Below are 21,415 nucleotides of genomic sequence, written 5' to 3' on the forward strand. Positions count from 1 at the left end.
AGGGGGTTCTGTGGGTAAAGAAGTAAATACCACTGGTGAGCTGGTGGGTCCGTCTGTTGATAATAACAAACGTAATGATGTAGTAGAAATTGATCTGAGTGAGATCTTCTACTTACTGTGGACACATATTGTCCAGATTCTGGGATTATTTGCGGCAGGTGCAGTTGTGGTCTTCCTGCTGACCTTCTTCCTGGTGACGCCAAAGTATACGGCTACATCAAGAATGTATATCACATCCGGGTCAAAATCTGTTGTGGATCTGTCTTCCCTGCAGGTGAGTTCACAATTGAAATCCGATTATCAGGAGCTGATTACGTCCAACAGTATTCTGCAGGATGTGATTGATGATCTGAGTCTGGATGAGGATGTGGATTCGCTGAAGAAACAGATTGAAATTTCCAATCCTTCGGATACGCGTATTCTGAATCTTTCGGTGACGACGACAAATGCACAGCTGTCTGCGGATATTGCCAATGAGCTGGCAAAGCAGGCGAAGACATATCTGCCGAAGGTGATGAAGACGGATGAACCAAATGTGTTTGAAGAGGCACAGGTACCGGATCACAAGTCTTCGCCTTCGTATCAGAAGAATGCTTTGATTGGCGGCCTGTTAACAGCCTTGCTGTATTGTGCTGTGATTATTATCAGGTATGTGACAAATGATACATTTGTGACGCCGGATGATATTAACAAGGTATTTGGTGTACAGCCGCTGGCGACAATTCCGGAAGGAAGAAAGATGGGCGGAAAGAAGCACAGAAAGAAGGAGGACTAAGCAGGTATGAAAACATTAACAATCAATAAGCTGCCGGATCTTCCCTTTGATGTGTCTGAAGCGATAAACCAGCTTCGTATTAATCTGTCTTTTGCCGGCACGAATGTGAAAAAGGTGCTGATTACTTCTTCGGTTCCGGATGAAGGTAAGTCATTTGTTTCAGTTGGATTGTGGCGCTCGATTGCCTCGGTTGGCAAGCGTGCCCTCTTGATTGACTGTGATATGCGCCTGTCAGAAATGAGAACCAAGCTGGATATTACAACAAGTGAAAATTTTGTTGGCATCGCTCATCTTCTTTCCGGGCAGGCTGATATTCCAGACGTGATTTATCGTACCAATGTTCCCAATGGGTATATGATGCCAGTGACGAATCTGGTGGCCGATCCGACATTTCTGCTGGAGAGTGAGCGCTTCGGTGAGATGCTGGATTCCTGTTCCAAGACGTTTGACTATATTATTCTGGATTGTTCGCCGCTTGGCGCCGTAGCAGATGCCTTGAATATTTCCAAATATTGTGATGGATCAGTGCTGGTTGTGCGCAGCGGCATGACGAGCAAGAGGCTGGTCATGAGTTCAGTACAGGCGTTGAAGCGTGCCGGTTCACCGCTTCTTGGCATTGTTCTGAACAGAGTGGACACAAGACGTGGTTCCGGCAGTTACTATTACAAAGACTACTATGCTTATGGTGCTGAGTATTATCAGCCGAAAGGCAGAAAGTCGAAGTGAGTGTACATTTTGTCTGGAATTAGCAGGGCTATCAGTGGTATTATGTACAAGTCATTATAGAGAGACAGGGAGAGCCGCAAGAAATGCGGCTTTTTTGATGAGGGTATATGGAAAGTAAAAAACGTGTCAAACCTGGTGTGATTTTATGGCTTGTCTGCGTCGTGCTGGCAATTGTGGCATTCACGCTGGCAGGAAAGTATGGGGTTCTTGCCGGAAACAGAAAACTGATTGCTATGGTGGCGGCAGCGGCTGTTCTGGCTGTGCTTCTTGTTCTTTCTTTGAAGAAGAAGGGCACTGCAGTTGTGAATGGCATTCTGGCTGCAGTTCTGGCATTGTGCTGTGTTCTGATGCCGAAGCTGCAAAGCCGGGAGGCAAGTGTATTTTCTGAGCCTGCTCATACAGCAGTGAGAACAATGAATCTGTATGTGATGAGTGCAGATTACAGAAGTGATCATTCTTCCACTTTCTCTTCTACAAAGCCTTCTGAGAATCTGGAAGATTACAAGAATGCAAAGTTCATTGTTCAGGGAGAGTTTGATCAGCAGGATCAGTCTGATGCCCTGGATCAGCTGAAAGACAATTTAGGTGTCACATCTCTGAGCCTTGTACAGAAGGATACGGTTTCTGATGCACTTTCCGCATTGTATAACAATGAAGGAGATGTACTTGTATTGAATCAGGCTTTCTCTTCTTCTGTTACTTCTATTGCCAGGTATGCCTCTTTTGAATCTGACACGTTTGTACTGGATTCTATCAAGCTTGGTGATGCGTCGGCAGCTACTGCTGAAGAGACGGCTTCATCCGGCGATAATTCTTCATTTGTTATTTATGTCGCAGGACATGATGCTTCAAGCACATCCTTCTCGTTATATGGAAGAACTGACGTGGATATGATCATGGCAGTCAATCCTGTATTGAAGCAGGTATTGATGGTATCCATTCCACGTGACTTCTATATTAAGAATCCGGCTCTTGACAATGGTCTGGATAAACTGACGCATCTTGGCAATGATGGCATCCAGAATACACTGGATGGCATCAACCAGGAGTTTGGACTGAATATTACGGACTATATGCTTACTGATTTCGATCATCTTACTTCTCTGGTTGACGAAATTGGCGGTATTACCGTGAATAATCCATATGCATTCAGCGGTATGGGATATGACTTTGCGGCTGGTACGATTTCATTGAATGGTGCTCAGGCACTTGCCTATTCCAGAGAAAGACACTCACTGGATAATGGAGACTATGGCCGTAATCAGCATCAGGGGATAGTCATGGAAGGCATTCTGAATAAAATTCAGGAAAACTGCCATGCCGGAGATTATATTTCTGTGATTAAAGCTGCCATGAATAACTTCCTGACCAACGTTTCCCTGGATACGTTGCTGAGCGTGTATACAAGTACAAACAATGGTCAGGACTGGACATACTTCAAGTACCATCTTGGGGGTGAAGGCACCTACGATGGGACGGCATCGATGGGATTTGACCGGATGCTGTATGTATGCAAGCCATTTGATTCACAGGTGCAGTTTACAAGGCAGCAGGTTGAAAAGGTGCTGAACGGGGAAGAGATTCAGATGGAATCTTTGCCTGACAATGCCAATACGACGTTTGAAGAGAATTAGAAGTGTGCTGGGGAAAATATGGGGAATGAAAACAAAGGTAAAAAGAAGCTCATTTACAGAGCGGTCAATCGGTTTGTCAAACTGATTGACTTGTTATTAGTTACGGCTGTATTTGCGTATGCATGGACCTTTTATTATGCAGATCATATCAGAGCATCTGCATTTTCATGGAAAAGCGAAGTGATGATTTTTGCCTATGCATTGCTCTTTTATTATTTTGCAAGATTATATAAAGGTTTTGCGCTCCATTTATGCAGAATTTCTGAGTTGATTGGATCACAGATTCTTGCCTTGATTATTTCGAATTTTCTGATTCTTATTGTGCTGGATGCAATTGGGCGTGAATTTTTAAATGTATTACCGCTGTTATTGATGTCAGCGGTTCAGTGTCTGGTAATTATTGGGTGGAGTTTTGCTGCACATCGCTGGTATTTCGGAAAGTATCCTCCTTCTCCTACGCTGATTGTGTATGACGAAAGAGAAGGCATTGACAGATTGCTTTACAAGTCTGGCTTCTCAATCCGCTATCAGGTAGTCAAAAAAATATCTGTAGACCAATGCAATTCTGGTCTGGAAGAGAGCATGAAGGGGATTGAAACGGTTTTCCTGTGCGGAATTCACAGTCATGAAAGAAATCAGATTCTGAAATACTGTGTTGCCAATGATATTGATACTTTTGTGATTCCAAGAATCGGCGATGTTATTATGAGCGGTGCCTCAAGGATTCACCTGCTCCATCTGCCAATGCTGTATGTCCAGCAGTATAATCCTTCACCAGAATATTTGTTCTTCAAACGGTTCTTTGATATCGTTCTGTCATTATTGGGACTGATTATTCTTTCACCGCTGTATCTGATCATTGCTATCGCAGTAAAAGCAACAGATGGCGGAACAGTTCTTTATCGGCAGAGAAGATTAACGCAATACGGGCGTGAATTTGATGTCCTCAAGTTTCGCAGCATGAGGATGGATGCTGAAAAAGACGGCGTTGCCAGACTGTCAACTGGTGATGCGGATCCAAGGATTACCAAAGTGGGAAGATTTATTCGTGCCTGTCGTATGGATGAGCTGCCACAGCTGATCAATATTCTCAAGGGAGATATGTCTATTGTTGGGCCAAGACCAGAACGACCGGAAATTTCTGCTCAGTATGAGCAGCAGCTTCCTGAATGGTCGCTAAGACTTCAGTGCAAATGTGGATTAACCGGATATGCTCAGATCTATGGGCAGTATAATACAACACCATACGATAAGCTTATGATGGACCTGATGTATATTGCCAATCCTTCTCTGGCAGAGGATTTCAAGATTTGCTTTGCAACAGTGAAAATCTTGTTTATGAAAGATTCGACTGAGGGAGTAGCCGAGGGGCAGACTACTGCAAGTGCGGAAAGCGTTGAAAATACTGAGGTTCCGGCAGAGCAGGACGCGGATAAGTGAGTTGGAATCACGCCGCATCTTTTATGAACAGAATTGTTTTGTAACGAATCATTGAGGGAGAGAGTAGGTAGTTATTGTGGCGAGTGTGGACAACAAATATTCGGTCTTAATGTCCGTTTATTATAAAGAAAAACCTGAATATTTGCAGCAGAGCATCGAGAGTATTCTCAATCAGACTGTGCCCACAGATGACTTCGTACTGGTATGTGACGGACCTCTCACTCCGGAACTAGATGCTGTTATTGAGAAGTATAACACACTTCATCTGGTCCGCCTCAAGGAAAACGGAGGTTTAGGAAATGCCCTGAACGAGGGCATGAAGTACTGCCGACACGAGCTGGTTGCCCGCATGGATTCAGACGATATCAGCAGGCAGGATCGATGTGAGAGAGAACTGAAGGCGTTTGCAGATCATCCTGAAGTAGACATTGTCAGCGGAACGATTGAGGAATTTATCACTTCACCTGACGAGGTCTACAGCAGGAGAGTTCTGCCGGAGACCAATGACGAGATTGTTGAGTTTGCTAAGAAACGTAATCCGTTCAATCATCCGGCAGTCATGTATAGGAAGTCGGCGGTTGAAGCTGCCGGAGGGTACAAGGACTTTTATCTGCTGGAGGACTACTTCCTGTGGATTCGGATGATACTAAACGACTGTCGTGGTTACAACATACAGAGTCCTGTCCTTTGGATGCGAGCTGGGAGTGACCTGTACAAGAGACGCGGTGGCATGAAATATGTCGGGTCTGAGAAGAGACTTTTCAGCTACATGCTGGAGAAGGGGTTCATTGATAAGGGACAGTACAGCAGAGCCGTGATTGGAAGAGCGGTAGGGGCGATGATACCGAACTGGGTAAGAGGAATTCTGTATAAAAAGGTACTGAGGAAGTAATCGTTCATTTACACTATTCCTTCTTATAGAATAGTTCTTCTTAGAAATCAGTGAAGGAAATAGATGAAACGAGAAAACAGTATTACATACATTAGAGGAATTACTGCTCTGATGGTCTTATTAGGGCATTAATTCATCTGAATTTTGTGATAGGGGAGAAGTAATAGAGGTAAAGCAATGATTGATATGACTGTGATCATATTGACTCGAAACGAAGAGGACAATATTGAGCGGTGCATAAATTCTATAAAGGATCATGTAAAGAGAGTAGTTGTTCTTGATAGCTATAGTACCGATAGCACATTGGATAAGGCAAAAGCTTTAGGAGCAGATATCTATCAGCACGAGTTCAAGCATTACGGAGCTCAATTCCAATATGGGATAGACAACTGTGATATTAAGACAAAATGGATCTTCAGACTTGACGCTGATGAAGAGGTTAGTCCAGAGACATGTAAGGAATTGGAAACCCTCTGCAAAAAACATGCGGATACAGATGTTAATGGTTTCGTATTCCGTCTGAATGAGATGTTTATGAATAAGCAGATGAAGCATGGCGGTCTAAGTGTGCTTGAGAAACTCTGCATTTTCAAAACTGGCACGGCATACATGGAAGACCGATATCTTGGTGAGCAGCTTATTTTAACGAGTGGGAGATCTGTCAAACTAAAAACCCTTTCGTATCACTATAACTATCGGAGCATGTCTTTTTGGATCAATAAATTCAACTGGTACACAACAAGAGAGGTCAAGGATTATTTCATTCAAAAAGAAAATGAGAACAAGCAGGAGCTCAGTTCTCTTGATACTCCCACCAAAATAAGGCGCTTCATAAAATATAACATCTATTATAAATTACCGAGTGGGATGAGAACCCACATGCTTTTTATTTATTTTTACTATATAAAGCTTGGCTTCTTAGACGGAAGAGAAGGTCTGTATTGGAACTTCTTCCTCTCATATTTCTATAGGATGCTTGTGGATGCCAAGATGTATGAAGTTGAAAAGCTTCACACTAAAATAGGCGAGACAGATACGTGGGACTGATATATGCAGACAAAGCTTGCAATCGTTATTTTAAATTATAATTCCTGGCAGCTGACGTTCAGCTATATCAGAGAACAGCTTTCAAAACTTATCCTGCCAGAAGAGACGAAGATCATCGTAGTAGATAATAATTCCAGCAACGACTCCGCTCAGAGATTGAAAGAAGCGGATGACGACTTCCTTCTCCTTCTCTCAGAGAAGAACACCGGCTATGCTGCAGGAAATAACATAGGGCTCCGGTGGGCATATGAGCATGGGTATGACTATGCTTGGGTAACCAACAGCGATATCCAGTTTGAGGATTCTGAGACGGCTTTGAAAATGCTGGATGTGTTTCAAAAAGATTCAAAGATAGCTATCGTGTCTCCAAGAGTTTATACACCTTCTGGAATGGAGACAAACAGGAACCTTTACCGTCCGTCCGTGTATGATCTTACTTTCGGGAAGATGCAGTATCGAAAGAAGGGACGTTTGCTCTCACATGAACTGCAAGGGAAAGACGACAGCTACTGCTACAACTACAGATCACAGGGGTGCTGCATGATGGTAGATCTGCATATTATGCATGACGTCGACTACATGGATGAGCATACCTTCCTTTACATGGAGGAGCCAATCTTAGCAGAGCGGCTGCTGCTCAAAGGATATAAAGAGGCGTGTGCCCTGAATACGAAAGTTATTCACGCTCATTCAACGACCGTAGCCAGTGTTGCAAAGAAAAAGCAAATCTACAAGTGGCAGAACGACAGTGAGGTTTATTACTATAAAAAGTACAGACATTTCAACGGCTTTCAGATATGGCTAAGCACTAGTTTTACTTGGTTGTACTATTGGGTCGTGCTGAGCATGAAGCGGTTTAATTGAAGGGTCAGGATGAAGAAGGACATTTTTAAGGTATTCAGTTCGAATCTTATAAAGATGGTTGTCACCTTCCTGACAGCATTCATTGTCCCCATGGTATTGTCTGTCCCAAGTTATGGATATCTGAAGACATATCAGTTCTACGCTTCTTATATTGGAATATCACACCTGGGGTTTTGCGATGGTGTGTATCTGTATTATGGCGGGAAGAAGGAAGATGAACTGGAACATCGGGGATTGGCAGAGCAGTGGAGTTCAATCCTCGTCTATGAAATTATTGTTGCCGTCGCATTTGTTCTCTTTGGAATCATCAAACGTGACCTGATTCTTGTGTGTGTCGGCTTCACGATGGTCCCGAACGTGCTCTTTACATTTTACAGCTATATTTTCCAGTCTGTCGGGGACTTCACAAAGTATACGCTGATCGTCAATATCTATTCGACGGTCAACATGTTGATCAATCTGGTGTTGGTGCTGATGCGTGTGAAGGATTACCGCATCTACATGGTCCTGTATGTATTTATTGAATGCGTGCCGTTCATTGTCGGTACGGTACTCTTTTCAAAACTGAAGTGGATTCATTTCACAGGATTTAAGGTAGCGGTATTTTCAAAATATGTGAAGCTCGGAATCCTGCTGATGATCGGGAACTTCGCGTACTCAATTTTCATTGGCATCGACAAGTGGTTCATTAAGTTCTCCCTGCCAATCGAGGACTTTTCCATGTACTCCTTTGCCAGCCAGATGCTGACGGTTGTAAATATGTTCATCACGCCAATAGCGATGACACTGTATAGCAACATGGCCAGACGGCAGGATCATGAATTTGAGATCAAGATAAAGAAAACTCTGGTCTGTTTCCTGATGATCATTCCGGTGGCAATTTATGCGTTGAAGTTTATCATCTCGACCTTCATGAAGCAGTATATACCGGCCATCAATATTACGTCGGCACTCTTGATTACACAGATATTCTTAAGCCTAAACGTTGCTGTCTTCGTGAATTTGTATAAAGCCTATAAGAAGCAGAAGGATTATTTCATCCGCCTCGTCATTTCACTGGGAGTTGCAGTACTGACGGATGGGATCGTCACCGCTGTACAGCCAAACGTAATGGGTTATGCACTTTCAACCATGTTCAGCTGCTTTGTTTGGTTTGTGCTGAATATGGGTTATTTCAAGTACATGATACCGGGAGTGAAAGAGCTCTTGTATGTTGTTACGCTTCTGGGGATTTACATGGGAACATTACTGATCGGAAATGTGTTCGTCAGAGCAGCGATCTATGTTGTCTTGTATTTATTGTTAACTCGGTCACTGATGCCGGAAGAGTGGAGCTATGGTGTCGGTCAGCTGAAATCTGTAAAGGGAAAATTATCTAGTAGAGGTTGAGGGTATATAGGATGGAGCAGCAGTCAACTGCCAATAAGTATTTCTTGGGAATTAGAGCAAGACAGCTTCCAATTTGGCTTGTGATGTGTATATTCTGGTTTTTACAGGATAACTTTTTCGCTCTGTTCAGCATCTATTCTGCAAAGTCCCCTAGCTATGTGCCTTACAGATGGTTGGACTACCATTTCAGCGCTCTGTTTTTTGTCCCGATTATCTTGGGAATCATATGCGCTTTTCGAAACAAGCGTATGTGGGGCTTCGTGCTTGTTCTTGCAATAGTAATTCGGTCATATATAATCTCGCAGACAAAGTACGGTGAAACTCACAACATGTTTTACGTGAAAGAGTATGAAATTGTACTGACACTGCTCCTTGGTTTCTGCTTGTATGAGTGGTTTAGAAATACAATTTCAAGAGAAGACGCGTTCACATGGAGCAGGTTTTTTCTGTATTTTGTGTTGATTCATGTTTTGAGTCAGTTTGTAGCTATCGCCTTTTCTATCAATAAGCTGGTAGACCGGTACAATGCGATTAACCTCGATGTAGAGACCACAGGATATCTCTGCGGATTTGCATTTATCTATTTTCTTACCAGTGCAAAAACCTTGAGACATCGAAACCTGTTTCTGATTCTGTTCATGCTGGGTGGTTTGCTGTCAGGATCTAGGACAGCATTACTACTTTGTGTTGTAACCTTGATTATTTACTGGATATTAAAACCGAAGAGGGCTAGAGTAAGGGTTAACGCATACCTGTTTATAGGGATTTTGTTTGCAATTATTGTATTTCTTGTTATCTTGCTGGTAAAACCTGATTTGATTGAGTCGTTCTTCTCAACAAGATTGTCAGCCTTGGCAAGATTTTCAGATATCCTTAAAACACGCTCCGATTCATCCGTAGAAGGGAGATCACAGTCAATTATGTCAGGATTCAATATTATTCAGAAAAATCCATGGGGGGGACGCGTATTTTACACAATTGCAGGTATGGACAAATCAGGAAGGATATCCTACATTCCCGCATTCTACTGTCCTTACCTATTATATTTTATTGGGGCCCGTTATCCTCGTCCCGATGGTTATCTATGCCATCCGCAATACAGTTAAGAGGATAAAGGCAAATGGAAGCAAGCCGTCACTTCAGATCGTGATGTGCCTACTTTATTTCTACAGTTTCTTTATTGTAACCGGTGGCCCCATAGTAAACTACAAAGTTGTATTCATCTATTTGCTGGTCTATGAGATGTGTTTTCGCAGCTATGATGAGGATGAAGCAGCAATAGTAGTCTGAATTGATAAGTCTGTATCGATTCTTTCATCTTATGGGGTACTGGGGATCTATAAGATGAGAATCGAGACATGTCATATTTTGTATATATTACTGCGTTTATTTTAGCGCTGATCAATGGATTTTCTAAGAAGAAGAGCAGGGTAATAACTATTATTTTCTTAGTCCTTATGCTCTTAATGTTCTGCGAAGTAACTACGCCAAATTATCACCATCAAGGTTATTTTCGAGGTGATAATGAAGTTTATGAGCAGATGTACAAATCCTTAAGTGGAAGCAATTTTGATTATGTAAAACAATCAAGCACATTTGAAAAGGGCTTTGTAGTTTATTCGTATATATTTGCCACATTAGGTGTGCCATACAATATTTTTATGGCAATAACTTTCCTTATTGGCATGCTATTATGCTTTTTCACAGTAAGGAGAATAACTGATAATTACAGCTTATTTCTGGTATTGTATTTCTGCTATTATTTCCTCTACGACATTCAACAGATAAGGAATTTTATCGCAATAAGTATTTCGATATTTGCTTTGCGCTTTTTGAAGGATAGGCATGTTGTTATTTATATTCTCCTGATATTGCTTGCCTCAATGTTCCATTTTTCTGCGTTGGCTTTTTTACCTTTCCTGCTAATATACCTGCCAAATTATAAGTACTTTGCAAAACTCTTTATCGAGTTGTCGGCCATTTTATTTGCTGGGCTATCTATCCTGAATTTAACAGGAAATAACGTAATAAAGCAGCTTGCAAGAGTAATAAATCTTGGATCATATAATTTGTATGTCGGAGATAACTTCAATGCTCTTCGGCCATTCATCGAACTTGTGTTATTCGCGTATCTCGCGATACTTGTATATACGGTAACGATAGAAGAGCAAGATAATGAGTGGGCTTCTTTTACAATTTCGATAACCGCAGTATCTTTTTTGTTTTTACCGTTGATGCTGATCAGTATGACTATGGACCGCATACTTCGACCGTTGCTGATTCTCGATTACGCTGTAATTTCAAACTCCTATTCATTCATTGATAAAGACAATTTGATAATATATGGAACAAGAAAGAATCTGTATATAATTGGACTCTTTGTAGTGATCGGGATAATGACCTATTTCTATAGTAAAAATCTTTTCGCCTGGATTTTTGACAGTAATCATTTTATTTACTGGCTTGATAGTTTAATGGGCTGATAGCTTTGAATGGGAAATTTTATATTCCCGATAATTCTATTACGAAAATATTGTGAATTTTGTCTAGAGCCCTTCAGGAGTAATTCATGACAGCAGTTACAGCAAAAAGAGAATTAAAAAGAGATCCTTCGGTTGACATTATCAAAGGGATAGGAATCATTTGTGTTGTTGCAGGCCACTGTTATGCACCCGGAAGACATTTTATATACTTATACCACATGGCTCTTTTCTTTATTGCATCAGGCTACTGCTTTAATATGAAAAGAGCAGAAGATTTGCATTCTGTTATTTTGTATTCACTTAAGAAAATAAAATCCATGTGGGGGGGGTACTACGTATTATGGATGACAATCTTTACTTTATTACATAACCTCTTCCTGCAATTGAATTTTTATACGGATAATGTAAAAATTCTGGATCTCACAAACGGAGAGAACATTGTTACAAATTACTGGTGTCTTCAAGATATAGCTCGTAGTATTGTGAAAGCCTTGCTGTTTCATGGTGATGTACAGTTGCTGGCTGCGTTTTGGTTTCTGCCCATACTAATGACTATATCCATCCTATATTGCATAGTGGAATATGCACTGGAAAGATTATTTCGCCTTGGAGCGACAACAGTCATACAAACCATAATATCCATTTGTTTTCTGGGCCTTGGCTATTACATGCATTTAAGAGGTGTAAAGCTTTATGGTATAGACAGAGTTCTTTCGTATTACGTTCTATACCATGGAGGGCTGACGTTAAAGAAATTTCATGTTAGCGAAAAGGAAAGGACAGATGCAATACACATATGCATTCTTGCTGCACTTCTCATTGTTCTTCTTTTTGCGAACAGCCTTGGGAGCATAGACCTGAATGTTAACAGCTACACCAATCCAGTATATTTGTTGATTGTCTCTTTTGCAGGATGGCAATTTATTTATGAGATTTCGATCCTGATAAGGAAGAATAGAAAGGCGGCCAGAATCTTCATCTATATTGGACAGCATACTTTCATAATCTTTGCACTTCATTTTTTATGCTTCAAGATAGTAAATTACTTAGGCGTTGTATTTTCGGGAAAACCGCATTATATGGTTGCCGCATTCCCGGTGTTGTATCGTGGTAGCTTATGGTGGATCTGTTATATGGCAGTAGGAATAATGGTTCCGCTATTATTTGATAAGATATGGCAAACGGGGAAGTCAGCAATAAAGAGAAACTAACCCTTCCTGCAGCTTATGTAAAAGAGTATAATAGATCCCAATCAGTTCCCCACCTTCATACTCACCGCCTGGTGCGTGGTGTGAAAGGGAATGATCATGCAATGCAACTAGCGAGGGGATGGGGTTAGTACATATTCTCTCGATGGCGAAGCTATGCTCAGATACGCAGTCTTCTTGATTTTCATAGTGGTCGGCTTTATTCTTTCCAGACATAAGAAGCTCTATCCGGTGGTATGTAATGTCTACCTATTAGCCCTTTTCTACTACACCTTCTTGTCCCGGATGGAGCTGGCAACGACGACAGAAGCAGTGGTAGCGACATCAACTCCAGTTCAGCAACACTGGTGGGTAAACGCAGCCTATGAAATCTTCCGTATGAAGACGAGCAGCTACAGGGAAGCCTTTATCCTGAACATCATGCTGTTTGTGCCGATGGGATATTTGGTACATACCAAGCATACGTGTCGGACGATCCTGATCTGCTCAGCTGTATCGATATGTATCGAGATTCTGCAGGAAGTAACTGGTTTCGGAATGTTCGACTGGAATGACTGGATCGCAAATAGCATCGGGGCGGTGATCGGAGTTGTCATGGTCCGGATGTATAGATCCAGCAAGGCTGGATGAACTGGCATACCCTCATCCCCCTCGGCACTGCGGCAGGTTCCGCACCCGGGGGCGGGGGTTTACAAGTGTGACTTGTAATGTGTGACTAGAAACAAACAGATAGAAAGGATACAACATGAAAGGAAGAACATCGGCATGAAAGAAAACGACGGACGCAGGAGAGAGAAGAAGAATCCCAGTGCTGAGTTCATAGACCAGATCTGCTCTCTGTATGATGATGTCTATGATGATCGGGAAGAGGACAGTAGCATCGGTGGGGAGGACTGGGCTCCGGGTCAGAAGGCTCTGCATACCTCCCTTGTTGCTTTCCAGAAAGAACTGGAAGAAGGGTATGTCATAAAACTCTCCACATCAAAGATCCGGAAGATCCTGATCACCGGCGGATGCTGGACTACGGAACGGAGCAGGGAGGTCTGCGCATTATATGAGAAGTATGGATCGGTGGCTAAGGTCGCCAAGGTGCTCGGTCTGTCAGAAACGCTTGTGAAGACTTATCTTCCCTACGGCAAGGTGGTTTATGATCTCGAGGAAAAGTCCGGCAACGCAAAGCGGGTCGAGCGCTGGAGAGAGAAGCATAAGAACTAACACACATAGAAATCAACACCCCGGAGTGGTTTTCAGGACTTTCCTGATTACTGCTCCGGGGTATTTTTTTACCCTCATGGTTAGATTTAACTAACCCAGATTATACCGCCCGACTCTTCATCATTTCGTAATGCTCATCCTGACCGAGAGAGTAGAAGATGTCCTTGAATACTTCCCGGTATACGTCCGGCTTTACAGCAGAGGCATCGTAGTACAGGCTGTCATTAAATCCGGCAGAATTTGTATCAAGACAGCTGACCATGGCAACTGCCAGATCATATCTGCCTGTGTTATCTGAGCCATCATTGTTTTTCTCGACAAAGGACTCTTTGTGTTCGTCGATAAGCTTCCTGAGACTGCGTTTTCCGCTGACCTGCAGGAAGTAGTATTCGAGGATGCGTCTCGCTGCGTTCATGGCGATCATGGAATCGTCAGTCGTCAGGAACTCTTTCCACAGAGCATCATACTCATTCTTGACTGGTGTCGTGTTCACTTCTGTAGGTGGGGTGGTCGGGATTGTTTCTACGCAAGGATAAATGTCAGATTGATTCCCGGCACCTTTCTTCAACTGGAAGAAGGATACACATTCATACTTGTCCTGCCAGCTGTATGTGATCTCACGGAAGAAATACGGATTGTGCGTCAGGCAGAAGAACTGTTTGATGTAGTCATCACGATTTCCGTCCTCGGAAAGATCATAATTGTTGTAGCAGATGCTGATCAGGTTCCGGACCAGAGAGGCAACGAGGTAGAGGGTGCCGCTGTCCATGGAAGATACCGGGTCATCGATCACGACGATCTTGTGATGCTTGATCCCATCATCGGACTGGCTCTTCACGACGGTCTGATAGTAATAGAGGAATGCGATGAAGTTCCTCTCACCTTCACTCAGATCCTTTGCAATCGTCTTATTCCCGGACCCGTCATCTCTTACAAGCTGATACACATACTGTGTACCTGGCTTCTCGACCATTTCAAATCCCTGAAAACCTGCGCTCTTCAGAAGAGCATTGATTGCATCTTTGGCAACTGTGGTGTTGACCGTCTGCTGATTCAGCTCTTTGATCTTTTCCGTGTATTCCTGATCCTGCTGCGCCAGCTCTTTCTGTCTTGTTTCAATTCCAGTCTGTACCTTCTTCAGTTCTTCCATGCCCGCACTGTAACCGGCGAAGATAGTCTGGCACTGAAAAGCCATTTTCTCCCAGACAGCCTGATTGCATGCCTGCTTCTTTTTCGGGTTTGAAAGCATGTCGTTATATTTCCGGATCTCGGCATTGATCTTCTCGATGGTGTCATTGACTTGCTGCAGCGCATCCAGAAGATCTTGATTGTCGATTGTTGTGGGCGTTGCCGGAGCAGCGATCTTTGCCTTGATGGCATCGAGATTACGGTGTGCTTTCTCCATGAACAGATCAACACGGCTCTTGTATTCATCGGCAAGCGGACCGGTGAAGCCGGTATTGTGCTGAAGGGTCAAGGCTGCATTGTTCAGCTGTCCTCTGTAGTTCTCGCACATTCTGCTGAGAGCAGCAACTGCCTGCTCGTACCGCTTGTCGAATACAGCGGCCAGATCTTCTTCAAAATGATGACGGTCCAAGGGCTGTCCGCAGTAGGGGCAGACGTCACCAGCCGCTTCCTGATACTTATCATGGCCATCACGGACCCAGTCGCTGTTTCCCAGTCTTTTCAGGAGGGAAGCATAAGGAGTGTCACTGACACTGACAATGCTGCTGCCGAGGAGGTTATCGATGTCGTCCCCAAACTGCAGATGGGCAGGCTTATATTCCGGCATGGCTGTACCAGATTCCTGATAAGCTGTCTTGTAGAGCTGATCAAGTTCAGCAATATCATGGTCAACAGCCTGCGTCTTCTGAAGCTGCAGGAAGAACTTCTTTCTATCCGACTTGTAGCCCGACTGAGTCTCCGGGTAACGATCCTTTCTCAGTTCTGTCGTTTCTTTCCAGACATCCCCGATTGCTTTTTCTTCACGTTTGCTTTGTTCACCCTTATTCTTTTCCAGATCCTGCGCAGCGTGTTCCATTTTCGGCTGCAGTTTTTTCTGGGCGGCAGTGGTGTCGTCGATTGCTTTCTTCTTTTCTGCGTTCTGTTTGGTCAGTGTGAAGACACCCGGAATGTTGCCATAACTCTGGACATTCTCCCGGATGTAATCCTCGTTATACACCATGATGACCGCATCGTCCTTGGGCTGCTTGAACTCAAGACCGGGGTAGTCCTTCTGATCCATCAGTCTGCTGATCGTGGATTTTCCGGTTCCGTTGGTGCCGTAGATAAAATTCACCAGCGTCGGGTTAAAGCTCTTGTTTGTGAATATCGGACTGTTCAGCGTGACTTTTGTAATTTCAGTCTGAATCTTCTTCTGCATAATACCTCCTAACGAATCTCGTAATTCTGATCCTTCAGTCTAGTGAGAAGGTCGATTTTCTTGATTGCCCAGTGCTCATCATCCAGTTCATTCCGCAGAGATGAAGTTGCCAATCCGAATAATTCCGCATTCTGATTCAGCAGGTTCTGAGGAATAGCCGGAGCGTAATATCCGAACTTGAACTTGATGACCGAGCCATGGACGGTGATCTTGCTGAGTTTTCCTGCCACACATACCCAGTTCTCACTGCATCTTGAAAAGTCATCGTTCCGGATGGTGAACAGGCAGGGCATGCTTAAAATCTCTGCGATGATGTCTGCCGTCATCGGGCGGAAGTGATCTGCGTTATGTGTGTACCGGGTCAGGGCATCAGAACGGGAAATGGAGAAAGAACCGTCCTTATATGTCTCGTCTTCAATTACAAACAGGTTGTAGTAATCCCTGCGCAGCTGGCCGATCTCTATCGGATCGTTTGATGGCACAGGTACGGGAGAGGAGAAGAGACCGGCGTTTTGCAATAAGGGTAACAGGGTCTGAAGATCTGTTCCACCAATATTGACATTGAGGCTCTGTATACTTCCCGCTGCGATCCCACTTCCACTGGCGCTGATCGAAATATCTCTGACATTCCGGGTATCAATTTCATCCGGCATTATTTCTTGTCCCCCATATTGACGGTAAGCTCCCCGATATTCCATGCGGCAATACCAGAACCATTGTTAACGATGGATATATTCTGAGTGGTCCCCGACTTCTCTTCCTTCTTGCGCGGATCTTCATCCACGATTTCAGCTTCAACATACTCTGCGTCTGCATGCTCTTCACTTTCGGCTGCAGTATCGCTGTTCCGGCTTCCGGTCTTGTCATAGTTGTACACGTCGGTCACGACAGTCCACGGATTCAGAACACCGGGACGTACATCCCATGGACGCTGTGTCTCGTGTTCAAAATAGTGCTCGAACATGTCCGGCCAGATAGAATCGTCACGTTCCTTCCTATTAATAATAAGGAAGTGCCAGACTCCAAGAAGCAGAGCTTCAAGACATACAGATGACTGCTTCAGGAGATCATCCCTGCTGATCGGTGTTCCATCTTCCCTGCAATAAAATTGTGCGCCTTCCAGAGAGCTGTCATCGTGGATAATCCGCAATAACGCCTGTGCCAGCCATATACGGGCTTCATCTGAATCCTTCAGACAGCTGACAACGTTGTCATGTATACGTTTCAGTTCGTTTCCGTACTGTTTCCTGACCCGCCGGTCAAAGGATGCGATCAGATAATCATCATCAATCTTGAAGAAGACAGTGCTCTTCGGAAGATCACCTTTCAGATAGTCTGAGCAGAAGTCAGATGCTGGGAATGGCGCATCCGCATCGATGAAAGAGCTCAGCCCCCAGAAGATATCTTTTCCACTAACTCTGTCTTTTATTCCTTTCTTATGTTCACGTGGACTTGCGCCATTGGATTTGACATGAAGAAGCAGCCCGTAAAAGAAACTGCCACACAAATACGGTGCATTCTCCATAGAATTTCCCCTTTCATTAAAACTTCCAACTGAACCAACTCAACCAACTGAACCAACGATTGAGGTCTTCGAAACCAACCATAGGGTCGTAAGTGAAGGTAAAGGAAACGGAGCCTTGAGGACTATCAGATATGACCATGGATTTCGTGCTTTGATTGATTTCCATTATACCATATCGGGTCCTCCCCACATCGGGAAATACCACCTGAAAGGAGGACACCATGAAGATCGTTCATATCGGGGTGCATCACATCAGAGATCCCGGCACATCAGCTGCTTCCGGCAATATCCACAGGCAGAAACATACACCAGAAAAATGAAAGGACAGAATCTTATGAAGAACAAGACTTATAAGGTCATCATCGCAATGCCGTTCGAGAAGGCAGAAGTGTATCAGATTCCAGCATCCACGGACGTTCTGGCAAAGCTCGTCGGCGGGATCATGGAGTTCACCAATCCGATCACGGACGATGTCACCGTCATCACCAATGACAACAGCATCGCTCTCGGAATGGAACCGAACCGGGTCATCAGGGACGAGGACGGATATCCCGTCGATGTCTACTGCGGACCTATGGTCATCATCGGAGAAACGGAAGACGGGGAGCTTCGGTCCCTGACAGAATCTGAGATCATCCTGAATCTCATGGCTTACGGTGAGCCTGACTTCAAGAAGGATGACGATGAAGGAGAAGCAGAATCTTAACTACAACGTGATCGCGTCCGGGTCATCCGGCAACGCGGTCAGGATCGGCAGCATCATGGTCGACTGCGGCGTGGGATTCACGGAGATGAAGGAAGACCTGTATCAGGTTGACACCCTTCTTATCACCCACGCACACAGCGACCACGTGAAGCCGATAACACTGGAGAGCATCAGGAGAGAGTTCCCGCGAATCCGAGTATTCGGAAACAGCGATGTTGCTTACCGGTATGACGTAGACAAGGTGGTCGGGACCATGCCGTTCGACCTGCCGAAGGGGAGACACATCATTCCCTTTGACGGCAGCCACGACATCCCCGTCACCGGCTACATCATCCAGCAGGACGGGCTGAACATCCTGTACATGACGGACAGCAACACGGTGGAAATGCCGGTGGATATCCCGCTCGACTACATCTTCCTTGAGAGCAACTACGACGAGAGGAAGCTGGCTGAGATCGGGAAGCGGTACGCGAAAGGGTCCTATGATCCGATCGCAAACGCACACAGACACCTGTCAACGCAGAAGTGCAGGGAATTCTACTACGTGCACCGGCGCGACAGGGACTCACAGCTGATCGAACTCCACAAGAGCAGCAGGTTTTATTGAGGGGCAGGCAGTCGGATCAATATCGCCGGTACGGCGAAAGGGCATCCGACAGCAATCCCCACACAGATGAAAGGAAATCGATATGGAAGACGTAATGATTCGGGACGAACAGACTCCCGACGTACAGTACCAGGTCGCCAAGGTTACCTTCGATTCCTTCCCGGAGTACAAGGACAAGTGCCTTCTGATTGCTGAGCATATCAGGAATACAGAAGTCACGGAAGATAATCTCCCGGAAGTGAAGAAGGAGCTGGCAGCGGCAAGGAAGATCACAGATGCGCTGAACAGCCGGAAGGTCCAGATCAAGAAGATCATCCTGACGGACTACACAGCATTCGAGAGCCAGGTCAAGGAGCTGAAGGGCATCATTGACGAGGCCGACGGAGAGCTTCGCGGCAAGGCCAATGCTCTGGAGGAACAGGCCCGGGACCAGAAGAAGGAAGAGATCCGGCAGGTGTTCCTGAAGCGCATCGGCCAGTACACCATCGGAACCTTGATCCCGGACGCATTCGACCGCTGGTGGCATGAAGATCTGGCGAACAAGAGCAAGTCCATGAAGGCCGTGGAAGCAGACATGGTCGACTGGCTGGAAGGAACCGAGAAGGACATCGCCACCCTGAAGGGCATGGACAAGGAGATCCTCGTTGAGTACCTGGACTCCATGGATCTTGCAGCAGCGATCCAGACGGTCAATGCCAGAAACGCCAGACGGCATGCAGTGGAAGCTGCACCGGACGACACAGTACCTGAGGAGCAGGTCGCGGTGTTCCGTGTGTACGGACAGAAGGATATCGCACTCGCGGAGATGCTCCTGAAAGATAACAACATCAATTTCAGAAAGGAATAAGGATTATGGAAAAGAGAGAGAATCTTGAGCTTGTGAATGTGGCGTTTGAGAACAACGGGCAGAAGGCTGTTCTCACATTCCTGGATAAGGAACGCGCCGAGGTAAGAACCGTGAATTTCAATCGTCAGGTGTACCGCGACAACAAGTACGTCGCTGACGATACCAAGGCGGAGAAGGTCGACACATGGTGCCGTGACATCTTCGGATGCGAATTCACCGAGCTGCCGTCCTGCGTCGGCAAGAAGTACACGGTTTACGAATACGACGACTTCAACAGCCTGTTCGAGGTGCAGATCATCACGAAGTTCACCAAGGACCAGGTCGGCCAGATTTACCAGACTGCCATCGACGAAGTCGTGCTCGATGATTACTTCATCAAGATCCATTACACCATCGATGGCAAGACCTACGAATCCAAGCAGACCTTCGGAACGTATCTGCAGGATATGAAGCAGTGGTTCGTGGACCCGCTGAAGAAGGAAAAGGAATTCGCGAAGTTCGAGAACAAGTATCACGTCAAGGTCGAGGATCGTGACCAGCTCGTCGGCCATCCGATCATGGTCGAGGTCAAACCGGCATTCGGAGACCATTACTGGGGCGACATCAAGAAGTTCCCGGCTCGTAAGAAGTAAGGGAGGCCGGGCACGATGAAGACAAAGCTTTTCTACGATATGGAAGTATTCAAAAGTGACACCCTCATCGTGTTCAAGAATCCCGATGGCAGTATCGCGGGAGTCTTCTGGAACAACCGCGATCGTAAGACACAGGAAGAGCCCTCAGGTTTTGAGGGCATTCCTGATCTTATCAAGGACAAGATCCTAATCGGCTACAACAATTTTCACTACGACGACTGCATCCTCTCCCTCACGATGAATCAGGCGACGTCGATGCAGTACGTTATCAAGGCCAACAACGACAAGATTATCGCCGGTGATGGCTTTGCCGGGAAGGTCAGTCCTGACATCGATTCTCTGGACACAATGCAGCAGATCGACGTGTCACATCCTAGCCTGAAACAGATCGAAGCGAACATGGGACGCTCCATCGTGGAGTCCAAGATTGACTTCAACATTGACCGTCCGCTGACAGATGAAGAGCGCAAAGAGACCGAGTTCTACTGCGGCAATGACGTCAGCGCTGCCATTGAGGTCTATAAGCTCCGTGAATACGGATACTTCGAGACCAAGAAGCAGCTGATCGAAATGCTGCCGGAAGAACAGAGGGAGAAGGCGAAGAAATGGAACACCACAACCATTGCCGCAACGATCCTGACAGGCGGGAAAGCAACCGTCTGGTGGGGGCCGGAGATGGTGCGGAAGCTCCTCGGAAAGTACTGGCGGAATGTGCCCGGTATCCCGGATGAGGTCTGGGATATGTGGGAAGAACTCACGGCATCTCCTGAAGCCACGATGGGAAAAGGCAAGTCAAAGAAGATCAAGGCATTCGGATGCGACGTTGTTCTGGGTCTTGGCGGACTGCACGGAGCACCGTCGAAACCGCTCAGGGTCGGAAAGTGCAGACATAAGGATGTGAAATCCATGTATCCCTCAGCCATCTGCCACCTGAGAGCTCTCGGGGATGCGACTCCTGTATATGACCAGATTCGGCAGGAACGTATCCGCATCAAGCATTCGGACCCGCTGAAGGCAGCAGCACTGAAGCTGATCTTGAACA

21 protein-coding genes are annotated in these 21,415 nt (G+C 45.2%); 18 read left to right on the forward strand and 3 right to left on the reverse strand.

The window, feature by feature from the left end; genetic code table 11:
• The first annotated feature begins 10 nt into the window (after nucleotides 1-10).
• The 13 genes from SOI44_RS05820 (at nucleotide 11) to SOI44_RS05880 (ending at nucleotide 13,673) form a co-directional block, all read left to right on the forward strand.
• Nucleotides 11-775, forward strand: coding sequence for a YveK family protein (locus SOI44_RS05820; protein WP_331348281.1), 765 nt, complete (start codon nucleotides 11-13; stop codon nucleotides 773-775).
• A 6-nt stretch (nucleotides 776-781) separates the two neighbouring features.
• A complete protein-coding gene (locus SOI44_RS05825) occupies nucleotides 782-1,501 on the forward strand; it encodes a CpsD/CapB family tyrosine-protein kinase (RefSeq protein WP_331348282.1) in 720 nt (239 codons plus the stop codon).
• 107 nt (nucleotides 1,502-1,608) lie between these two features.
• A complete protein-coding gene (locus SOI44_RS05830) occupies nucleotides 1,609-3,135 on the forward strand; it encodes an LCP family protein (RefSeq protein WP_331348283.1) in 1,527 nt (508 codons plus the stop codon).
• 18 nt (nucleotides 3,136-3,153) lie between these two features.
• Nucleotides 3,154-4,575: an exopolysaccharide biosynthesis polyprenyl glycosylphosphotransferase gene (locus SOI44_RS05835; protein WP_331348284.1), complete on the forward strand. Its 1,422-nt coding sequence runs from the start codon at nucleotides 3,154-3,156 to the stop codon at nucleotides 4,573-4,575.
• 85 nt (nucleotides 4,576-4,660) lie between these two features.
• Entirely contained in the window at nucleotides 4,661-5,467 is an 807-nt protein-coding gene (locus tag SOI44_RS05840; RefSeq protein WP_331348285.1) for a glycosyltransferase family 2 protein, read from the forward strand.
• Nucleotides 5,468-5,644: 177 nt separating this feature from the next.
• The gene (locus SOI44_RS05845) at nucleotides 5,645-6,514 is read left to right on the forward strand and encodes a glycosyltransferase family 2 protein (RefSeq protein ID WP_331348286.1); all 870 of its coding nucleotides are present in this window, start codon (nucleotides 5,645-5,647) and stop codon (nucleotides 6,512-6,514) included.
• A 3-nt stretch (nucleotides 6,515-6,517) separates the two neighbouring features.
• Nucleotides 6,518-7,378: a glycosyltransferase gene (locus tag SOI44_RS05850; protein ID WP_331348287.1), complete on the forward strand. Its 861-nt coding sequence runs from the start codon at nucleotides 6,518-6,520 to the stop codon at nucleotides 7,376-7,378.
• 9 nt (nucleotides 7,379-7,387) lie between these two features.
• Nucleotides 7,388-8,767: a lipopolysaccharide biosynthesis protein gene (locus tag SOI44_RS05855; protein ID WP_331348288.1), complete on the forward strand. Its 1,380-nt coding sequence runs from the start codon at nucleotides 7,388-7,390 to the stop codon at nucleotides 8,765-8,767.
• Between the two features lie 338 nt (nucleotides 8,768-9,105).
• Nucleotides 9,106-9,873, forward strand: a complete 768-nt coding sequence (locus SOI44_RS05860) for an O-antigen ligase family protein (RefSeq protein WP_331348289.1) — start codon at nucleotides 9,106-9,108, stop codon at nucleotides 9,871-9,873.
• 252 nt (nucleotides 9,874-10,125) lie between these two features.
• Nucleotides 10,126-11,250, forward strand: a complete 1,125-nt coding sequence (locus tag SOI44_RS05865; RefSeq protein WP_331348290.1) for an EpsG family protein — start codon at nucleotides 10,126-10,128, stop codon at nucleotides 11,248-11,250.
• A gap of 86 nt (nucleotides 11,251-11,336) precedes the next feature.
• A complete protein-coding gene (locus tag SOI44_RS05870; protein ID WP_331348291.1) occupies nucleotides 11,337-12,461 on the forward strand; it encodes an acyltransferase family protein in 1,125 nt (374 codons plus the stop codon).
• 153 nt (nucleotides 12,462-12,614) lie between these two features.
• On the forward strand, nucleotides 12,615-13,088 hold the full coding sequence (locus SOI44_RS05875) for a VanZ family protein (RefSeq protein ID WP_331348292.1): 474 nt from the start codon (nucleotides 12,615-12,617) through the stop codon (nucleotides 13,086-13,088).
• Between the two features lie 135 nt (nucleotides 13,089-13,223).
• Nucleotides 13,224-13,673, forward strand: a complete 450-nt coding sequence (locus tag SOI44_RS05880; RefSeq protein ID WP_331348293.1) for a hypothetical protein — start codon at nucleotides 13,224-13,226, stop codon at nucleotides 13,671-13,673.
• A 100-nt stretch (nucleotides 13,674-13,773) separates the two neighbouring features.
• On the opposite strand, the gene SOI44_RS05885 is transcribed toward SOI44_RS05880, so the two are convergent.
• From SOI44_RS05885 to SOI44_RS05895, 3 genes are read right to left on the reverse strand one after another with little or no spacing between them, the layout of a single operon-like run.
• Nucleotides 13,774-16,056: an AAA family ATPase gene (locus tag SOI44_RS05885; RefSeq protein ID WP_331348294.1), complete on the reverse strand. Its 2,283-nt coding sequence runs from the start codon at nucleotides 16,054-16,056 to the stop codon at nucleotides 13,774-13,776.
• 8 nt (nucleotides 16,057-16,064) lie between these two features.
• Nucleotides 16,065-16,709, reverse strand: a complete 645-nt coding sequence (locus SOI44_RS05890; RefSeq protein WP_331348295.1) for a hypothetical protein — start codon at nucleotides 16,707-16,709, stop codon at nucleotides 16,065-16,067.
• On the reverse strand, nucleotides 16,709-17,581 hold the full coding sequence (locus SOI44_RS05895) for a hypothetical protein (protein WP_331348296.1): 873 nt from the start codon (nucleotides 17,579-17,581) through the stop codon (nucleotides 16,709-16,711). Before SOI44_RS05895 ends, SOI44_RS05890 begins: the two co-directional genes overlap by 1 nt.
• Before the next feature lie 334 nt (nucleotides 17,582-17,915).
• On the opposite strand from SOI44_RS05895, the gene SOI44_RS05900 reads away from it, so the two are divergent.
• The 5 genes from SOI44_RS05900 to SOI44_RS05920 all read left to right on the forward strand — a co-directional run.
• Nucleotides 17,916-18,287, forward strand: a complete 372-nt coding sequence (locus SOI44_RS05900; RefSeq protein WP_331348297.1) for a DUF3846 domain-containing protein — start codon at nucleotides 17,916-17,918, stop codon at nucleotides 18,285-18,287.
• Complete coding sequence (locus SOI44_RS05905) at nucleotides 18,265-18,894, forward strand: MBL fold metallo-hydrolase (protein WP_331348298.1); 630 nt, start codon at nucleotides 18,265-18,267, stop codon at nucleotides 18,892-18,894. Before SOI44_RS05900 ends, SOI44_RS05905 begins: the two co-directional genes overlap by 23 nt.
• 82 nt (nucleotides 18,895-18,976) lie before the next feature.
• Entirely contained in the window at nucleotides 18,977-19,741 is a 765-nt protein-coding gene (locus tag SOI44_RS05910; protein ID WP_331348299.1) for a DUF1351 domain-containing protein, read from the forward strand.
• A gap of 5 nt (nucleotides 19,742-19,746) precedes the next feature.
• A complete protein-coding gene (locus SOI44_RS05915; protein ID WP_331348300.1) occupies nucleotides 19,747-20,373 on the forward strand; it encodes a hypothetical protein in 627 nt (208 codons plus the stop codon).
• A 15-nt stretch (nucleotides 20,374-20,388) separates the two neighbouring features.
• Nucleotides 20,389-21,415: hypothetical protein (locus tag SOI44_RS05920; protein ID WP_331348301.1), on the forward strand; the 1,027-nt coding region annotated here is incomplete at its 3' end.

Origin of the sequence: Lactimicrobium sp., assembly GCF_036453465.1 — a bacterium.
GTDB lineage: Bacteria > Bacillota_I > Bacilli_A > Erysipelotrichales > Erysipelotrichaceae > Bulleidia.